This window comes from Desulfobacterales bacterium (assembly GCA_034003325.1).
GTDB lineage: Bacteria > Desulfobacterota > Desulfobacteria > Desulfobacterales > JAFDDL01 > JAVEYW01.
In genome coordinates, this window is record JAVEYW010000008.1 from 119683 (window position 1) to 137397 (window position 17715).

The window sequence follows — 17715 nt, forward strand, 5'->3', positions numbered from 1 at the left end:
CGTTGCAATCGTCAAAATATGGCGATGACACAGCCATTGGGGTTGGATTTAAGTCGTGTCCACCGGCCCGGATATCTTTTTTTGTATTTCTTCCCGCTATGGTCCGGAAGTTAGCTTTTTAATGAGGTGCTCAATCAAAGGGGCATTTTTTCACGCTGAATGTCGGCGCCGAGACGAGCAAATTTTTTCTCGATCGACTCATACCCGCGATCCAGATGATACACGCGGTGCACTTCGGTGGTTCCCCGGGCCGCCAGTCCTGCCAGAATCAGGCAGGCGCTGGCCCGAAGATCCGAGGCCATGACCGGCGCACCGGAAAGATACGCCGCACCCCGCACCATGGCGGCATTGCCGGACACTTGAATGTCGGCGCCCATGCGCCTTAATTCACTGACATGAATAAACCGGTTTTCGAAAATGGTTTCCGAAATCAGGCTCAGTCCGGAGGCCACGGCCATCAACACCATGAACTGCGCCTGCATATCCGTGGGAAAGCCCGGATAGGGCAATGTTTTGACATCCACGCTGGCGATCGTATCGCCGCCCCGCACGCGTATACAATCACCGTGGATAGTCACTTCAGAACCGGTAAGACGCAATTTATGAATCACCGCTTCCATATGGCTCGGCTCACACTTCTGCAAGGTGATATCTCCCTTTGTCAAAGCGGCCGCCACCATAAATGTTCCCGCCTCAATGCGATCCGGAATGATAGGCATATCCGAAACAGGCTTCAGCCGGGGCACCCCGCAAATGCTAATAACCGGAGTGCCGGCACCTTGAACATTTGCACCCATTCTATTCAGAACATCGGCCAAGGCCGTTATTTCAGGCTCTCTTGCCGCATTTCGCAAAATGGTGACCCCTTCTGCCAGGGTCGCGGCCATCATCAGGTTTTCGGTGCCGGTAACAGTGGCAATATCAAAATAGATTTCCGCACCCCGAAGTCTTTCAGCGCGAGCTTCCACATATCCATGCTGCAAATCGATCTCGGCCCCCAGCCGTTCCAACCCTTTTAAATGCAGATTGATGGGCCGGGCACCAATGGCACATCCGCCGGGCAACGATACCCTGGCCTTTTTAAGCCGTGCCAGCAAGGGTCCCAGGACCAGAATCGAGGCCCGCATTTTTCTGACCAGTTCATACGCCGCTTCATGGCAGCACAACCCGCCGGCGTTGATACGAACCGTATCGCCGTCGGTTTGAGTTTTGGCGCCGAGTTTTTCCAAAAGCTGCTTGATGCTGTCGATATCCCGAAGCGCCGGCACGTTGGTATAGGAATTCCACCCATCCACCAGCAGCGAGGAAGCAAGAATCGGTAAGGCGGCGTTCTTTGCGCCGCCGATAACCACCTCTCCCTGCAAGCGGCGACCGCCTTTAATGACAATTTTATCCATTGAAATGACCGCGCCCCCAATATTGGGTAAAAAACCAGTTCCTTAAATAAAAAGCGCTCCCCATAGCCCGCATGGGAAGCGCATCTGTCCGCGCCTGTTTGAACACCATCATAGACGCCGCTCTCAGTGGTGATGGTGACCGCCGCCCCCGGCCTTGGCCGAATCAATGGCCGCTTTGACGATACAATAGGTCAACCCGATCCCGATAATGGAAAGCGCATACCACAAGCCGCCGTGAAACACCATATGACCCACATCCCAGATCCATTCAAATGAAAAGGGTAACATCGTTTAAACCTCCTTCAACCGGCTTTTAGGATTCAACCGGGTTCAGTTCCTTTTCCTGCGGAAAAATCGGCAAATACCGATAGGAAATCAACACCATAATCACCCCGTAGGCCACCGGAAGAATCGTTGTGGCGACTTCCGGCCAGGTCGGCATATATAAGGCCCATTGATCAAACGGCATAACCGGTGGGGCCAGCACCTGCAGCACCATCACCCATCGGTTCAGGCACACGCCGATGGAAGCGAGCGTAACGGCCGCAAACAAAAGGCCCGGCCGTTCGCGCAAGCCGCGCGTAATCAGAACGACAGCCGGAACAATTCCGCACACAACGATTTCCGCAAATAAGATCCAGTACCCGTATAAGCTGTTATTGGTATAAAAATGCGACAGGGTGAATCCCATAGCCGGTGCGGTCGAAAACGCCCAGTACAGGGTATCACAAATTTTTGCGATGATATAAGTGGTAAGCATCCACCCCGCTATCTTGGCCAGCAGATGAATCACCTCCGGTTTAACCAACCGCTTGCCGGTGATCTTTTCGGTCAACCGCGTAATAAATATCGTAAAACAAGGCCCACAGGCCGCCGCGGACCAGGTAAACAGAAAAAAGGTGAACGGCCAAATCAGAATGTGTTCACGGTACCCGAAAGGTCGACCGAACAGGACGCCGGCAACGCCGCCCAGAGAGCCTTGGTGGAAAAAAGACAAAAACGCGCCGGTGGCAGCGAACACTGCCATAATTTCATGGAGATTGTGCGTCAGGTTATGAAAGAAGGGAATGCGGTCCGCCTGGCGGTTTTCAAGCACCAATGGCAGGTATTCCACGCACAGCACGCCAAAATAGCATGATAAACAAAACGCCACTTCCGTCAACATGGAATGAACATTGGCATGCCAGAAAATAAACCAATTTCGAAGCGGCTGCCCGACATCAATGGCCAGAATCAGAAGCGCGGAGCTATAACAGATGAACCCGATCAGCACCGCGTAGTTAATAAGGTTTTTCAGCTCGTCTTTGCCGATCACGTATTTCAGCAAGCCCGTAAAAAAGGCGCCGCCGCCCAGTGCGATCACCGCCAAATCCGCCCATATCCACAGGGCGAACCCGTAGTAATCATTCATGCCGGTTATATTCAACCCCTTGAACCAGCAGAGCAGCATGGCATAAACGCCCCACAGCAGCACTGCACCCGTCACCGCCAGTGCGAGCAGAAACTGCCAGAAGGGGCAGCGTTTTACGCCTTCGGGTATTAATGCAGAATCGATCATGGATGTGCTCCTCAACGTCTTTCAGTTTCCGGTAATTATCTAAAACCTATGCGTACGTCTGTCGACCCGGACTTTTCATGAAGGGTGCGCAGTCGCCTTCGCATTGTTTTTCATATCGTTATCCCCGCTCTTTCGGACCCATTCGCGCTCCGATAAATAATACACCTTGGGGTTGGTGCCCAAGCGTTCCAAAATCCGGAACGCTTTGGGATTGCGTGGCCTGCCGCCGTGAGCGGGATCGGGCTTGACCAGTTTATACACCGTATGGTCCGGATTGTTCAGATCTCCGAAGGTAATCGCGCCGGCAGGGCATGCCTGCGTGCATGATGTCTGGTATTCCTCTTCCCTTAGAGAACGCCGGCCTTCCAGGTAGGCCTTGTCCATAGCCTTTTGGTATCGATGAAAACAAAAGCTGCATTTTTCAACCACACCACGCATGCGGGGCGATACGTTGGGGCTTAAATAGGTTTCCATGCCCTTGGGCCAGACCGGATCCCACCAGTTAAAATACCGGGCATGGTAAGGACAGGCGGCCATACAGTACCGGCACCCGAAACATCGGGTGTAGATCTGGCTAACGATGCCGGTTTCGCTGCTATAGTCCGTTGCCGTGGCCGGACAAACCGATACGCACGGGGAATGACCGTGGTCTCCCTTTCCGCTGCAGTGCATGCAGGGGCGGGGCAGATAGCAAATTTCCGTATCAGGATAGGGCTTTCCATTGGTTAATTGATAGACGCGCATCCAGGTAATACTGAGAAGCTTGTCCGATTCATCGGGTTTAAACGGTACATTGTTTTCCGTCATGCACGCCACCATGCAGGCGCCGCACCCGGTGCATTTGTCCAGGTCAATGACCATTCCGTATTTCTTGGTTTTTTGGTGTCCTTGTTTCATCAGAACCTCATTGCATCCGTCAGTTAGGCTTTGACCAATTTCGCTCGAATTCCCCAGGCAGCATCCAGACCGGAAATCGGATCCTCTATCACCCCTTTAAGCGCGTTAACGTTGACGCCTTTATTTTTCAAATATTCATCATAGGCTGTATGCCCAAGGCCCCGAGCCATGGCCAGCACACCGGGACGAATTCCGTCGTTCAGGTGTACCCGCACCCTTATTTTCGCTTTGGGGGTTTGTAAGACAGCCGCATCGCCTTCGGCCAAGGACTGTTTTCGGGCTGTCTCCGGGTTGATTTCAACAAATCCGTCCGCCCCTTTGATGACCGTATCGGGAACCGTCTTGATTAAAAAAGGCGGAGATCCGACATAACCGCTGGAGAGGCGCATTGAGTCGTAAAAAATCATCACCAGAGGGAAAAAGGATTTATCTCCTTCAAGCGTAACCGGTTGATATACCGCATTCGGATAAGCGTCCGAAACGTTCAGCAAGGCCGTAGCGCTGAATTCGAACTTCTTTGAGGGGGTATCAAAGGCTTTTTCCCATTCAGGGGGAGTATAGCCTTTATTGATCCAGAAGCCGTCTTCGGCCATCCGCTCCCATTTGCCGCCGAGGGCTTCCTTCATACAGGCCATGTAGTCGGTCCAGGGAAAGGCCGACGCGACACTACCGCCGAGCCCTTTGGCAATCTCGATGACCACATCCCCTAAATGCCGGGTATTGCGCTGCGGAGAAACCACCGGACGAGCCAGCCCGATGATCGGTTGGTGCATCACTGCCGGTGCCGGAATATCTTCGTAGCGCTCAAGGAAAACGTGGTTTGGAAGAATAAGGTCTGCGTTCATGGCCGTCTCGTCCATGTAAGAGGAAAAGCTGACCACAAAAGGAATTTTGTCAAATGCGGCCTGAACGGCCTTGACATCCGGCAAACTGTAGCAGGGATTTGCCTCGGCCACGAAAAGGGCATTGACCGGATAGGGCTTGGCGTCTGTAACGGCTTGCGCCAGCCGGTTTAGCAAATAGCGTGAATACGGGTTATTTTGACCACCGGCGCCGTCCAGGCGACCTTTTTGAATGCCGTTAGCCGCCACCTGATCCATTTCGGGGTCCGGCCATCGAATATAATCGGGCTCGGGAATTGCCCAAACGCCGCCCGGCTGATTAATATTGCCGACAAGTGCATTAAGCGCGTGAATCGCCATCAACTCCCGGGTGCTGCCGGGCGTCCAGCCCTGGCCGCGCCCACCTAAGGCCAATGGCCTTTTGGCTTTCATCACCGCCTGGGCCAGCTCAATGATGCGATTCGCGTCAACACCTGTTATTTCGGCAACTTTCTCGGGGGAATATTCCGCCATAACAAGCGTTTTAAATCCATTTATTGACTTTCCGTTCTCATCCGTCCAGTCGAGAAAACCAAAACCATATTGGGCTACAAACTCGCTGGCACGATTCTCCCGAATGATCACATGGGCGATCCCCAGCGCCAGCGCCGCTTCGGTCCCCGGATTGATCGGCACCCAGATATCCGCCTTGGCCGCCGTATTGGACAAACAGGGTTCAACCTGAATTACTTTCACACCGGAAGCCTTCCAGCCGCTGTTGGCACGAAACATGCGCACCGGTGAACCCCAGCCGTCAATTATGCCGCTGCCGAAGCTGACAATCAGATCGGCGTTTTCCACATCATAGCCCGCCAATGCCTGAACGCCGTGCATCAGATGCAGAACCAGCTCGTGGGTATCCTGAACCGATGGCATTCTGAAAAAATTAGGAGAACCATAGGCCGTCAGCAAGCGTTCAAAAAGCTGCGGCACCGTGCCCCGATTCCGGTCCATTATGCCGGCCACCGTGTGCGCCTCTCCTTTTTCCCGTAACTGGCTGAGGTGATTAACAACTTCAGCGATCGCCTCTCTCCAGGAAATTTTTTGCCATTTGCCTTCTCCCCTTTTCCCGATTCGTTTGAGCGGCGCGGAAACTCGAGTGGGTCCATAAAGAAGTTGAAGCCCAGCAAGGCCCAGCATGCAAATGCCGCCTTTATTGACCGGATGGCCTGCCATTCCTTCAATCTTTACCGCACGATCCTTCACTTTTCGAACGCTGATACCGCATCCACCGGGGCAAAGGGAGCAGGTCGAATGAGCGTAAGTCACCTCGCCGTCTTCGGGAACGGGCGTCCATGGCCAATTCTGACTCCAGATGGACACGTCGTCCATGAGTTTCCATGGCAGCGGGGTTAACGCCGTCCCGGCCGCCGCGCCGATACCAAGTGATAAAAAGCTTCTTCTGTCTATTTTCATAGGTGCTACCCCTTAAACCTGAAAAAACCCGTTCGACTGGTTGTACTTACCGGGGGTTCGAAATACCGTTCAATATGCCGGAAATCGGCTACTTATGGCACACAAAGCAAGCGTCAAATTGTGTCTGAACACTCGTCCTGCGCCCGGTCATGCGTTCATGACAGGCGGCGCAATCATCCATCTTCATCCGATCCCAGGTATTTTTCCCGAATCCGGAAATGCTTTTCCCCCAGATATCCCGGCTGTATCCACTAATCCGGTTTTCTTCGTAAATCCGGGAGCTCTCGGATTCGCCGATATGCCCATGGCAGGTTTCACAGGACAACTGCCCCATTTTGACATGAGCCGCATGGGTAAAAAACACACAGTCGGGTTGTCTGGCGTACGGCAACCATTCGACTTCTCGGCCTTTCCGGACATATTCGGAAACGAACAGCGCTTCGTCTTCCGACTCGCCCTGCTGCTCATCATGACACGCGATACAGTCCTTGAGTCCGGGAATTCCGGAAAAACTACCATCTTCACGAAAATAATGGCAGCTCGCGCAGCCGTTTTCGACTTCACCGACATGCAGCTTGTGGTTAAAATCAACAGGTTGCCTTTTCTGGGAATAAAGAAGCTTTGGAAAAAGCCCCCAGCCAATGGCCAAACTCGCAGCCAGGCCAATAATAAAAAAGAGAATGATGGGCCCCGCCGGGCCATTACCCGGCTTTTTTGACTCGTGCGCAGCGGTCGCGGAAACCTGGTCGTCAACCGCTTCTTTAGAACCCGCACCTGCCTTGTCATCTAAGGTACTCATGGAAACTCCGTTCAGATAATTTAATATTCCCGTGGATCTCGAACCTCAAACCGAATTTGCATCCCCGCGCTTTGCTATAACGCCAAAGCGCGAAAAACAAAAATCAAGGGGATTTTGTATCGTTGGATAGAATGTTTGTCAAGTTAAATGAACGCTGTACGCGCCGGAAAATAACACGATTTACCCGATGACACCGTAACTGTGAAGCCCCGGAAGATAATTAACACCAAAATACGTGAAGAGCACTGCCAGAAACCCGATAATGCAAAAGATGGCGAATATTTTTCCGCGCCAGCTTAAAAAAACACGGAAATGAAGCATCGTGGCGTAAATAAGCCAGGTAATCAAGGACCAGGTTTCTTTCGGATCCCATCCCCAATACCGTCCCCATGCCGAGTTGGCCCAGACCGCGCCGGTAATGATGCCGACGGTCAGAAACAAGAAGCCGAACTTCACAAGCTGAAGTATCAATTCATCCAACGCCGCCAACGGAGGAAAAAGTGACAGGAGCGAACTTGCGTTATCGGAATCACGGCGTTTGATAAGATACATCAGTCCGATACCGCAAGCGACAGCGAACGCGGCATAACCGATAAAGCAGGTTACAACATGGGCGATCAGCCAATTGCTCTTCAATGCGGGAATCAACGGTTGTATCCGATCATTGATCGCCGGCGAAAGAGACGCATAAGCCATCGCCAGAAAAGCAAACGGCGTGGCGAAAAGACCGAGCATTGGATTTCGCTGACGATATTCCACCACCAGCGAGACCACCACCACCGTCAATGCGAAAAAGACAAGGGACTCATACAAATTGGAAAGCGGCGCGTGCCCGATACCCAACCGATAGGACTCCACCCATCTGAGAATAAAACCTGCCAGATTGCCAAACACGCCGATCAAGGCCGTCCATGACGCGAAACGGCCGATCCCTTTTTTATTAAATACAAAGAAAACGAGATATTCAAAAGCTGCAAGGCCGTATATAAATGTTGTCACGGATAACAGAAAAGAACTGTTCATACATGATCCTTATTAATAGGGTTGTTCTCGAATAGTTTTTGCCACGCCCCATGCAAGACCGGGCCATCAAAAGCCCCTTAAGGCCGGTTACGCATCCAGCCGGGCAAGTTGGGCGGCAATTCGCTTCACTTTATGTTGCATGCCCAGTTTATTTTTGTTCGCCATGCCGGTGACGATTACGCGGCTGCCCTGACCGCTCGGCATCACTTCAATGCATAGACGCTGATGCGACATAAAAAACGTTACCAAGCAGCCTAAAATCAACATCATAAACCCGACATAAACCAGCCAGACGCCCGGATCACTGGTTACCTGCAATCCCGTGTAATAACGAGGTTCTGTCTCTTTTAGCGTAATGATCATTCGGCCCTGGCGCATCTTGTCAAATTTCGGGAACTGGGTCGGCAATAGTATTTCCTTCGGGGCCTGGCCGCTCAAGGAAAGTTCCCCCACGACGGTATGCCCTAGATTCATTCCTCTAAACACCTTGGCATCCTCAATCTGTTTAATCAGAAACGCCCCCCGATTCTCCGGCAATTGAACCGATTTGCCGACGGCGGCCGTAACCGAAAACCTCGATTTTGTTTCAAGGTCTTCAAAATTCAAAAGAATTTTTTCCGGATCCAATCGCCCCTGTACCGAAGGCATCTGACCATAACTGGATTGAAAAATGTTGATCCCTTTATACCGAAGGGGTTGATTGACGACAATTTCCCGCGTCAATACGGGATTGCCGCCTTCAAGGAGGGTCAATCGGGATTTGTATTCTTTGGGTTGGCCGGTTTCATAAAAGCTGACGGAAAAATCATCACACTGAATTCTAAAATCAAGCGCAATCGGTACTTGTGAATTACTCTGATGAATCTCACCCACGGATTCGCCTTCGGGAATGTTCACGTTTCCGTCAAAGCCGAAAATGGAACCGATCAACCCGCCGAGCAATAACAAAACGATACTCATGTGAACCAGATAAAACCCCAACCGACACCATCTTCCTTTTTCCGCGAAGATGGCAACCCCGCGATCCGTTTCTTCAGTCCGCCAATAACCGAACCAGCCGGATACCCGATCGCTGTAAAGACTGATGAGTTCCGCGGGCGTTTTCGATGACAAACGGCCCGAATTATCATCCAAGCCCCGAAACCGCTCAATCTGAAATTTTGGGTTTTTCACAAATACGATTTTGAGCGTGGCGGAAAGGCGGTCCAGTGAACAAACCACTATGTTCATCGTCAGCATGGCCATAAAAAACCGAAACCAGCCGGAATGGTACATATCCGTCAGATTCAGAATTGAAAAAATCCTGTAAGCCTCAACGCCGTATTTTTGTATATAACCCGCTGGTTCCGCATTCTGCGGGATCAGCGTCCCGATAATTGATGTCACCGCCAGCGTCAGCAATACGACAACGGTTAATCGCACCGATGCGAAAAAATTCCAAATGGTATCCGCAAATCCAAGGGATGCACCCTGTTTGTTCATTCATTATCCTTTCCCGGCAAAAAACTCAGCCCCCAGTCACTATCAGATCCGCATACCCGAGGCAACAGGAGAAAAGCGCTTAAGGCACCATCCCGGAATCAATCTGTTTTTCCATCGCTTTTCAGGGGATGCACCACAATTTGCGCCGCTTTTTCAGGTATCAAATACCTTTTTGCCAGCGTTATGATGTCCTCGGCAGTAATGGCGGCATAATCCGACAGAATGGATCGACTCCAGGCAATCTGTTCGGGATGCCCGGCGGACCCGACCAATACGTTGCGCAACCAATAGGCATTGGTTCGGCGCATTTCTTTGATACTGGTAATGATCGGTTCAAGAGCCCTGGACAACTCATCCGCCGTCACGCCGCCCCCGGCGATTTGTTCTCCGATTTTCTTTACTTCATCCGCCACCTGTTGGGCCATCTTCGGCTCAATATAACTAACCGCCTGAAACAGCCCGTATCCCGGGTAGGCTCTGCTGGGCCGGTTATACGCGTAAGGAGAATAAGATACGCCCAACTTTTCGCGAATGTGTTCCCGAAGCTTTTCCGAAAAAATTTCACCCAGGACGGAAAGACGTCGCGTACGTTGAATATCCCAAAAATCGGTGGTCGAATACGCAATAACGATCAATCCCTTCTGAATCTCGGTCGATACCGGTATCGTTAACGATTCGCCTTCGGGAAATCGCGGTATATCGCGCGGTCGGGCCGGGCCTGGCGCGGGGCGCCTTTCCAATAAACCGAAAAAACGGCCCGCCAACTCCATAGCCTTTTGTTCATCGAAATCCCCCACCAGTGAAATTTCAATAGGCGCTTCACGCAACGGCTTTTCAATCCAGGCCTGTACATCCGCCAACGAGAGGGCTTCAAAATTCTTTCTGGAAGGCAACCCGAAACGGCTGTCATCACCAGCAAGAAATCGCTGCCCCGCCAGCTGCATGGCCCCGTCGATGTCTTTTTGCAAGGCTTGATACATCTGCCCGAACCGCGCCATGACGAGCGCATAGGCCTCAGGCCGAAACGCAGGATCCAAAATGTGCGCATATGCCAGCTGTATCAACAATGGCAGGTCTTGCGACGGCGCCTCTCCCGTAAAAGAGAAATGATCTTCCCTGATATTAAAGCTTAACCGAATGTCCTTACCGGCCAGCGCCCGTTCAAGCGACTCTCTATCCATGGCCCCGAGTCCGCTTTCATTCATAACTTCTTCTGCAAGGATCGACAAGCCCGACTTCTCCTTCGGCTCACAGGATCTCCCCTCGCCAAAAACCAAATCCATACGTATTTTACCGGCCTCAAAGTCTGTTTTCATTACGTTGAGGCGGACCGCATTTTCAAATTCAATTTGAAGTATTCCCAAATCCGAAATTTTTTCTTGTTTGACAATTTCTCCGGTATCCAAAGGCGCCTTAAGATACGGGAACTGTATTTGAGCGGCCTCCGCGGGTTTTATAACCGGCACGCCCTTGCTTTTTTGAACCACTGAAAGAATTTCTTCCTCGGGCGATCGACTCTTCGCATCTATCACCGCATTTCCGGTGACAATAAAGAGCCGGTGCCCGGGCGCCCAAATTCGCTTCAAAGCGGCATGAACCGCACCCGGCCCCAGGGACTCGATATAAGGCACAAACAACTGTTGTGCCTGTTGCGGAGACATGAACACCCGATCGTCGGTCGCAGCCTGAATGATTTTCTGGGCCAAAACCCGGCTTTGACGCGTTGCGGCCTGCTTGACCGCATTATTCAAGTTGGCCAGAAAATCCTTCTTCACCCGTGCCACCTCGGATACGGTAAACCCGTGTTCTATCGCGGCTCGAAGCACCTGTTCAATCTTTGATAGCGAGGCCTCCCAATTTTCGGGCGCACAGGTCGCAGATATCTCCGCGGATTCAACTTCCCCCATAAACCGCCCCGAATGAATGCGGGCCGATGTAAACGGCGTCCCCGGGGTTCGGACCAGTTCAGATAATCGGTTTTGAATGACCTGATTCGCTATCTTTCCGGCGTACTCCTCTTTTTGAAATGCCAATGTATCGGGGGTTTTCTCGACTTTCCGAATCACTTCAATGCTGACGGAGGTATTCCCGGCTTCGACCTCGTGATGATAAAAAGCCTTCTCTCCCTGATGCCGAATCACCCCGATATCCGGATCAGGCAGTTCGGACGCCCGAGCCTTAAGATCCGAAAATCGCGCCCGAATAAAATTAACCGCCGTCGGCTTATCAAAATCTCCCACCATGACAAGAAACATTTTTTCGGGCCGATACCATCCGTCATAAAAAGACCTTAACAGGTTTTGATCAACGGTTTTAATCACCGATTCCTTACCGATCGGAAGACGATCAGGCAAACGTGTTTCCGGAAATTCAAACCCGAGCACCTTGACAAAGGTCCGGTAATCCGCCGAATCCCGGCTTCGCTTCTCTGCCAGAATAATACCGCGCTCCCGATCGATCTCCTCGGTCAACAGCAATGCCCCGTCCGCATAATCTCTTAACACCCGCAAGCCTTCGGCCAGATGCTTCGAATCGCCGACCGGCAACACCACATCATACACCGTTTCATCGAATCCGGTATGCGCATTGGCATCCGGTCCGAATTGCATGCCGATCGTCTGAAAATATTTGACGAGTTCGCCGGGGTTAAAGTGGGTGGAACCGTTAAATTGCATATGTTCCAGATAATGCGCGACCCCCTGTTGCGCATCCGACTCGTGAAGTGAACCGACCCGCACGACCAGATGCATACTGACACGATCTATCGGCTCCCGGTTTTTCATCAGCACATAGCCGAACCCGTTCGGTAATCGCGCATAGGTAACGGCCGGGTCCGCTGTAAGATCGCTATTCTCGTGCGGCCACGCAGGAGGCGCCTTCGCGTCGGCGGCAAGCCAACCGCCCGCCGACAGAACGAGTGCCGCCGCACCAATAAAGATAAGCCATATCGTTCTATACCCTGTTTTCTTCGAAAAAAACGCCGTCATCATCATACGTAATCTCTCTTTTCCATATCCGGTCCGACGGAGAATGCCTTGCCGCCCGGTTTTCGCTTTCGAGTTATCGGTTATAGGCATATAAGCGTTATTTGTAAATATAAGACAGGCCTCTCGGGAAGCAATGCTGAAAACGCAGATTAACGCTGTGGCATGGGGTGCCCCCTGGACTTGCCGACAGGTGAACACCGAATGTTGAAATATTAAGACGGAGAGAAGGGAAAAGTCGATAAGTCAGCAATGAAAAACGGCCGGAATCAAAGGAAAGGCTGTCAAATTGCGGGCGCCGCCTTGACCGGTACCCAGCCGTCAGCCGCCAAGACGGAACGGTCGTTGTTTTTCGATAAGGGGAGAAATTTCATCCTCTTTAGCGAAAAGCCAAAACCGCCGGCCCTCGGCCGGCTGACAAACTGAATACTGACTCCCGGAATAACACCGCATCGAGGCTAAGAAAATCAAGCGCGTTATTTTTTCTTAAAATAAATGCCCCTGGCACGCGCTTCAACCGAACCCTTTTTTGTCAATTTATAAAGCGCATTGCTGAGTTGCCGGGGTTGAAGACCTGTCTTCTCCTTCAACTTGTCGATGCTGGCACCCTTACGGCTTTTGCTGATCACATCAAGAACCTGTTCCAGAACGGTTTCGGGTTTGCCCGCCGGTTTTTCCTTGGCCTTGGCAATCTTCTCTTTTCCCGGAGCAACCTGCTTTTTCGGCGTAGCCGCCGCTTTTTTAACCACCGCCTTTTTTGCCGGTTGTACCGGTTTAGCCGGTTCAGCATCGCCGGACAAGGCCTCTACCTGCTTTGCCAGCTTTAACAATGCTGCTGCGATGTCGGTTAACTGTTTTTTGAAACTCTTCATTATTCATTCCTCCATGTAGTTAATTGGTCCACAAAACGATTTCTTACATTATATGTGCACATTTCTTAATGTCAACAAAATCTATTGAAGATACATAAAAAAACCTGTCTCCTATGAAGTCTTACAGTCTTGTCTTCCGCGAAAGACTGACTCCATAATAGTAAATCAAGACACACTGCAAACTCAAAAAGGGCAGAAGAAAAAAGTACCGCCACAATATATTGAATATAGAAGTTTTTCAGACAAAAGATATGGTATACTATCTCTCGGCGGAGCGATACCGTCTATCCGCTTCTCAGAAGGAACTCTTTCCAACCACACAACCGATCGCTCTCCGTTCGGAATTCTCCATTTTTTTTCCGGACGGCCGGCGCGTTTATGAATTTCGCCTTTGGGGAAAAAAACAATCACTCGTGGATACCCGAATTTACAATGATCTTAATATTTACAGCTACCTGCGACGCCTGAAGTCCGAAGGCGAAAACATAATGGATTATAAAACCAGATGGCACTGTTATGGATAAAAAAAGCGGGGGAGGGAAGATTTTTGTTAGGGTTAGGGCGAACTATCTTCTTTTGACAACACTGGGGATACATCGTCCGATGGGGCGTCCGTATTCGGTTCCCCGCAGCGGTCGGATACGAATGCGCACCCGTTTTGAATCTTCAACAACCGGTCCAACCGATCGTTTGTGGCGCTTATTTTCTTCACGATGTCATCCAGCCGAACACCGATAACCGCCAGGAAAAAAAACAGGAGGAGAAAGGCGCTCGAGGTCTCCCCCCAATGCAAAAACCTACGCCCTATGAACAGAATGACCACAAAAATAAGCGCCGTTACAATATATGGATTTTTCGTTATCATGTTCCCTACCCCTTCTTCAGCATTCCGCTTAGACGATATGACAACCCAAGTCCTTGATAATTTATTCAAGCATGGTAATATGCTCTAATTGTCACCATACGTGGCCTTAAAGACCTTCCAACGGGCTTATGGTCAACACAAGCCCCTTCAGAAGGATTTAACACCACCTTCAACCGTTAACAGTGTTATTAAGTAACACAAAAGCGCCGGGGCCGCAACGATTCGAAGGCCGCCGGACGGCAATACCGCAAAGGCTTCAAATGAACGACAAAATGGGTCCCCTTGTCTCAAAAACACTCGTCGCCGATTGGCAGGCGCTGGAACGCACTTTCCTCAGGCCTGAAAATGAAGAAGCAAAAAATACCCTCCTCAAATATATGGAACAAATTCTTTTCGGCCTGAACGATTTTCTCAAAGCACACGTTGGAATTACCGAAGAAAAATCCCTGAAAGATCTCTCCGAACAATTTTCAGAAACGCGTCTTCCCAAAACCCCGGAAAAAAAACTTGCCGAAGTCATTACCGATTTGGTCCAGGATATCGCACCTCACGCCGTCAATGTGGCCTCTCCTTATTTTGTCGGCCACATGACAGCCGCCATCCCTTTTTTTATGGTACATTTAAAGTCCATCACGGCGGCACTGAATCAAAATGTCGTTAAACTGGAAACTTCAAAAGTCGTCTCCATTCTGGAAAAGCAGATTCTTGCCAAAATCCATCGGTTGGTATTTAATCGGGAGGAGGCTTTTTATGCCGAGCATGTCCAAAAAACGGAATCCGCGTTGGGTTGTTTCACAGAAGACGGCACCATCGCCAATATTACCGCTCTCTGGGTCGCCCGAAATCGTCTTTTTGGGCCCAAGCCCGGGTTTGACGGCATCGAAAAACAAGGTGTGGCAGCCGCTTACAGTGCCTATGACCTGGACCGATGCGTTATCCTTGTTTCCCGGCTGGGGCATTATTCCCTGAGAAAAGCCGGCGGTATTCTGGGCATCGGCAACGAAAATGTAATCGCCATTGACGTGGATCAAAATCACCACCTCGACCTTCAATGCCTTCAAAAAAAGATTCGTCAACTTAAAAATGAAGGGAAGACTCGAATCTTGGCTATCATCGGCATTGCGGGGGCCACGGAAACCGGCACGATCGACCCCCTCGAAGCGCTCAGTGAGATAAGCCGCACCTACGGTGTTCATTTTCATATCGACGCGGCATGGGGCGGGCCCACGCTCATGTCCGATAAATACCGCCACCTGCTGAAGGGCATCGAATTGGGCGATTCAGTCACCATCGACGGGCACAAACAATTTTATATGCCCATGAGTTGCGGAATGGTTTATTTCAAGGACCCTCAGGCGCTGGATGCCATCGCTTATCATGCCCGCTATATCAACCGTCCCGGCTCAGTCGATTTAGGCATTAAATCCCTCTCCGGCTCAAGAGAGGCCAATTCCCTGATTCTCGACAGCGCCCTTAAAATTATGGGAACCAACGGATATGCCCTTTTGATTGATCACGGCATTCGAACCGCACGGGAATTCGCGGACGAGATCGAACGGCGGGCGGATTTTGAACTGACGACTCCACCAACGCTCAATATTCTCACCTATCGGCTCTATCCCGCCAAGCTCAAACAAGCCTTTGCCGATCAAAACAAGGCGGGGAAAAAACGGATTTATGACATTCTCAACAACATCAACCGCGATGTACAACGCCACCAGCGGGAAGCGGGAAAAAGTTTTGTATCGAGAACCTCGCTTAAAGGGGTTGAACCCTGGGCGGATGAAAGGGTGGTGTTGCGGGTCGTCATTATGAATCCGATGACGGACATTCGAATCCTTCGGGAAATTTTGGATGAACAGGAAAGGATATACCGCAGAACAGAATCCGGCTATCCCGACATGGATGCCTAAAGGGAATTGCCTTGTTTCACCATACCATTTATCTTGCGCATGCGCTGGATTATAATCTTGCCCTTAATAAATGGGTTCGATAAACCTCTTGAAACAACGGGATATCGAGAATAAGGAATGTTAAATGGTCAGCACGCCATGCACCGCGATACAATGTCACAAAGGGGGGTAAATATGGCTGTTATTACAATTGCCAGGCAATTTGGTGCGGGAGGAAGAACGCTGGGAAAACAGGTGGCAGACAAACTGGAATACGACCTGATCGACGAGCAAATTGTGGAAGCGATCGCCATGAAAGCCAATGTCTCCGCCGACTGGGTGGAAGCAATCGCTAAAGAGACCGGCAGCGAAGGTTTTCTGGCGCGTCTGGCCAAAAAACTGGGGCCTTTTCGAAAAGGATATACGGAGGTGGCGATGGAAAAAAAACCGGGCTATATTGATGGCCACCTCTACATTTCGCTCCTGCATCAGGTAATTCCCCAAATCGCCGCGCAGGATAACGTCGTGATCATCGGCCGCGGGAGTCAATATATTCTTGGGGATCGCCCGAACACCTACCATTTTCTACTGATTGCCGATCTTGAACACCGTGTCGATTTCATGGAAAAGCACTATGACATTCCGCGCAAACAGGCGTTGTTCATTGTGGAAAAACAGACCAAACGGCGACTTAACCTGTACCGGTATTTCGATAAAACCGATTACGATCAACCCGATCTGTATCATATGGTTTTCAACATGAACCGAGTTAAAATGGAAGAAGCCGTCCGGGCGGTGTGTCAGTTGGCAGCCGGTCGCGTTTTTTGATTACGAATAATAATGATTAACAGCATCAATCCGGTTGCCGCCGAGAGCAAGGAACCCAGAATAACCCCCAGTTTGGAATAATTCAACAATTGAGCATCTGGAAATGAGAGCATGGAAATGAACTCGGGCTTGGGTTTCGGAGGATCATCCCTCGGCGTCCGGATCCGGTTCAAATTCATGTAAATTGCAATGTCTGGTAAGCCGGCAGTATTCGCCCAGTTCATCAATGCGCGTTCGATCCCAGATGCGAATACCGGATCGGTAAGCGGCCCGGCCGATGAGGTGCGCGGAAACGGGCGCGGTGAGCAGCAGAAAACAGATAGCTGCCAAGGCCCTCAGGGTTACGCCGGTTTCCATGTCGTAAAAAGCCACTCCCAACAGAATGAGCCCGGCACCCATGGTACCGGCCTTGGTGCCGGCATGCATCCGGAGCAGGATGTCTGGCAGGCGAAGCACTCCCACCGCCGCCACCAGAGAAAACAGGGCACCGGTCAATATCATCACAGCGGCAATGGCATCGTTCATGGTTCCTCCCGCATACCCGGCCGTTTCGCGGCCCGGCGCTCAAGCCAACGAGCCAGTGCCACTGTTCCCAGAAAGGCAACGAGCGCATAGGCGATGGCCACGTCCAGCACCGCCGATCTGCGGGTGTATACCGACAAGGCTGCCAGAAAGCCGACAATCAGAACAGAAATAAGGTCGAGCGCCATGATCCGGTCAGCCGGGTCCGGGCCTCTCACAAGCCGGATTCCGGCCAGAAAAATCCCCACCAGCAGCAATACCAGAGTAACCTGCGCGGCATGATGCAGTAGTTGGTCCAT

Annotated in this window: 15 protein-coding genes; 2 read left to right on the forward strand and 13 right to left on the reverse strand. The window is 51.2% G+C overall.

Annotation, left to right across the window (positions count from 1 at the left end):
- Positions 1–134 precede the first annotated feature (134 nt).
- The 11 genes from murA to RBT11_10565 all read right to left on the reverse strand — a co-directional run bounded on the left by murA (position 135) and on the right by RBT11_10565 (position 14174).
- Positions 135–1397, reverse strand: a complete 1263-nt coding sequence (gene murA / locus RBT11_10515; GenBank protein MDX9787202.1) for a UDP-N-acetylglucosamine 1-carboxyvinyltransferase — start codon at positions 1395–1397, stop codon at positions 135–137.
- Between the two features lie 123 nt (positions 1398–1520).
- Positions 1521–1685, reverse strand: coding sequence for a hypothetical protein (locus tag RBT11_10520; GenBank protein MDX9787203.1), 165 nt, complete (start codon positions 1683–1685; stop codon positions 1521–1523).
- Between the two features lie 25 nt (positions 1686–1710).
- A complete protein-coding gene (gene qrcD / locus RBT11_10525) occupies positions 1711–2952 on the reverse strand; it encodes a menaquinone reductase integral membrane subunit QrcD (protein MDX9787204.1) in 1242 nt (413 codons plus the stop codon).
- Between the two features lie 78 nt (positions 2953–3030).
- On the reverse strand, positions 3031–3852 hold the full coding sequence (gene qrcC / locus RBT11_10530) for a menaquinone reductase iron-sulfur cluster-binding subunit QrcC (GenBank protein ID MDX9787205.1): 822 nt from the start codon (positions 3850–3852) through the stop codon (positions 3031–3033).
- A gap of 23 nt (positions 3853–3875) precedes the next feature.
- The gene (qrcB, locus tag RBT11_10535) at positions 3876–6149 is read right to left on the reverse strand and encodes a menaquinone reductase molybdopterin-binding-like subunit QrcB (GenBank protein MDX9787206.1); all 2274 of its coding nucleotides are present in this window, start codon (positions 6147–6149) and stop codon (positions 3876–3878) included.
- 88 nt (positions 6150–6237) lie between these two features.
- A complete protein-coding gene (qrcA, locus tag RBT11_10540) occupies positions 6238–6948 on the reverse strand; it encodes a menaquinone reductase multiheme cytochrome c subunit QrcA (protein ID MDX9787207.1) in 711 nt (236 codons plus the stop codon).
- A 180-nt stretch (positions 6949–7128) separates the two neighbouring features.
- Positions 7129–7971, reverse strand: a complete 843-nt coding sequence (gene ccsB, locus RBT11_10545; GenBank protein MDX9787208.1) for a c-type cytochrome biogenesis protein CcsB — start codon at positions 7969–7971, stop codon at positions 7129–7131.
- An 87-nt stretch (positions 7972–8058) separates the two neighbouring features.
- A complete protein-coding gene (locus RBT11_10550; protein MDX9787209.1) occupies positions 8059–9453 on the reverse strand; it encodes a cytochrome c biogenesis protein ResB in 1395 nt (464 codons plus the stop codon).
- Positions 9454–9551: 98 nt separating this feature from the next.
- Positions 9552–12446, reverse strand: a complete 2895-nt coding sequence (locus tag RBT11_10555; GenBank protein ID MDX9787210.1) for an insulinase family protein — start codon at positions 12444–12446, stop codon at positions 9552–9554.
- A 467-nt stretch (positions 12447–12913) separates the two neighbouring features.
- Complete coding sequence (locus RBT11_10560; protein ID MDX9787211.1) at positions 12914–13309, reverse strand: hypothetical protein; 396 nt, start codon at positions 13307–13309, stop codon at positions 12914–12916.
- 556 nt (positions 13310–13865) lie between these two features.
- Positions 13866–14174 carry a hypothetical protein gene (locus tag RBT11_10565; protein ID MDX9787212.1) on the reverse strand — a complete coding sequence of 103 codons (309 nt, stop codon included), beginning with the start codon at positions 14172–14174 and terminating at the stop codon, positions 13866–13868.
- 260 nt (positions 14175–14434) lie between these two features.
- Between RBT11_10565 and panP the strand changes: the two genes are divergently transcribed.
- Together panP and RBT11_10575 are read left to right on the forward strand one after the other, a co-directional pair.
- On the forward strand, positions 14435–16087 hold the full coding sequence (gene panP / locus RBT11_10570; protein MDX9787213.1) for a putative pyridoxal-dependent aspartate 1-decarboxylase: 1653 nt from the start codon (positions 14435–14437) through the stop codon (positions 16085–16087).
- Positions 16088–16261: 174 nt separating this feature from the next.
- Positions 16262–16894, forward strand: a complete 633-nt coding sequence (locus RBT11_10575; protein ID MDX9787214.1) for a cytidylate kinase-like family protein — start codon at positions 16262–16264, stop codon at positions 16892–16894.
- A gap of 144 nt (positions 16895–17038) precedes the next feature.
- Here the strand turns inward: RBT11_10575 and mnhG are convergent, their stop codons facing one another.
- Together mnhG and RBT11_10585 are read right to left on the reverse strand one after the other, a co-directional pair.
- Positions 17039–17419, reverse strand: coding sequence for a monovalent cation/H(+) antiporter subunit G (gene mnhG / locus RBT11_10580; GenBank protein MDX9787215.1), 381 nt, complete (start codon positions 17417–17419; stop codon positions 17039–17041).
- Entirely contained in the window at positions 17416–17715 is a 300-nt protein-coding gene (locus RBT11_10585; GenBank protein ID MDX9787216.1) for a cation:proton antiporter, read from the reverse strand. Before RBT11_10585 ends, mnhG begins: the two co-directional genes overlap by 4 nt.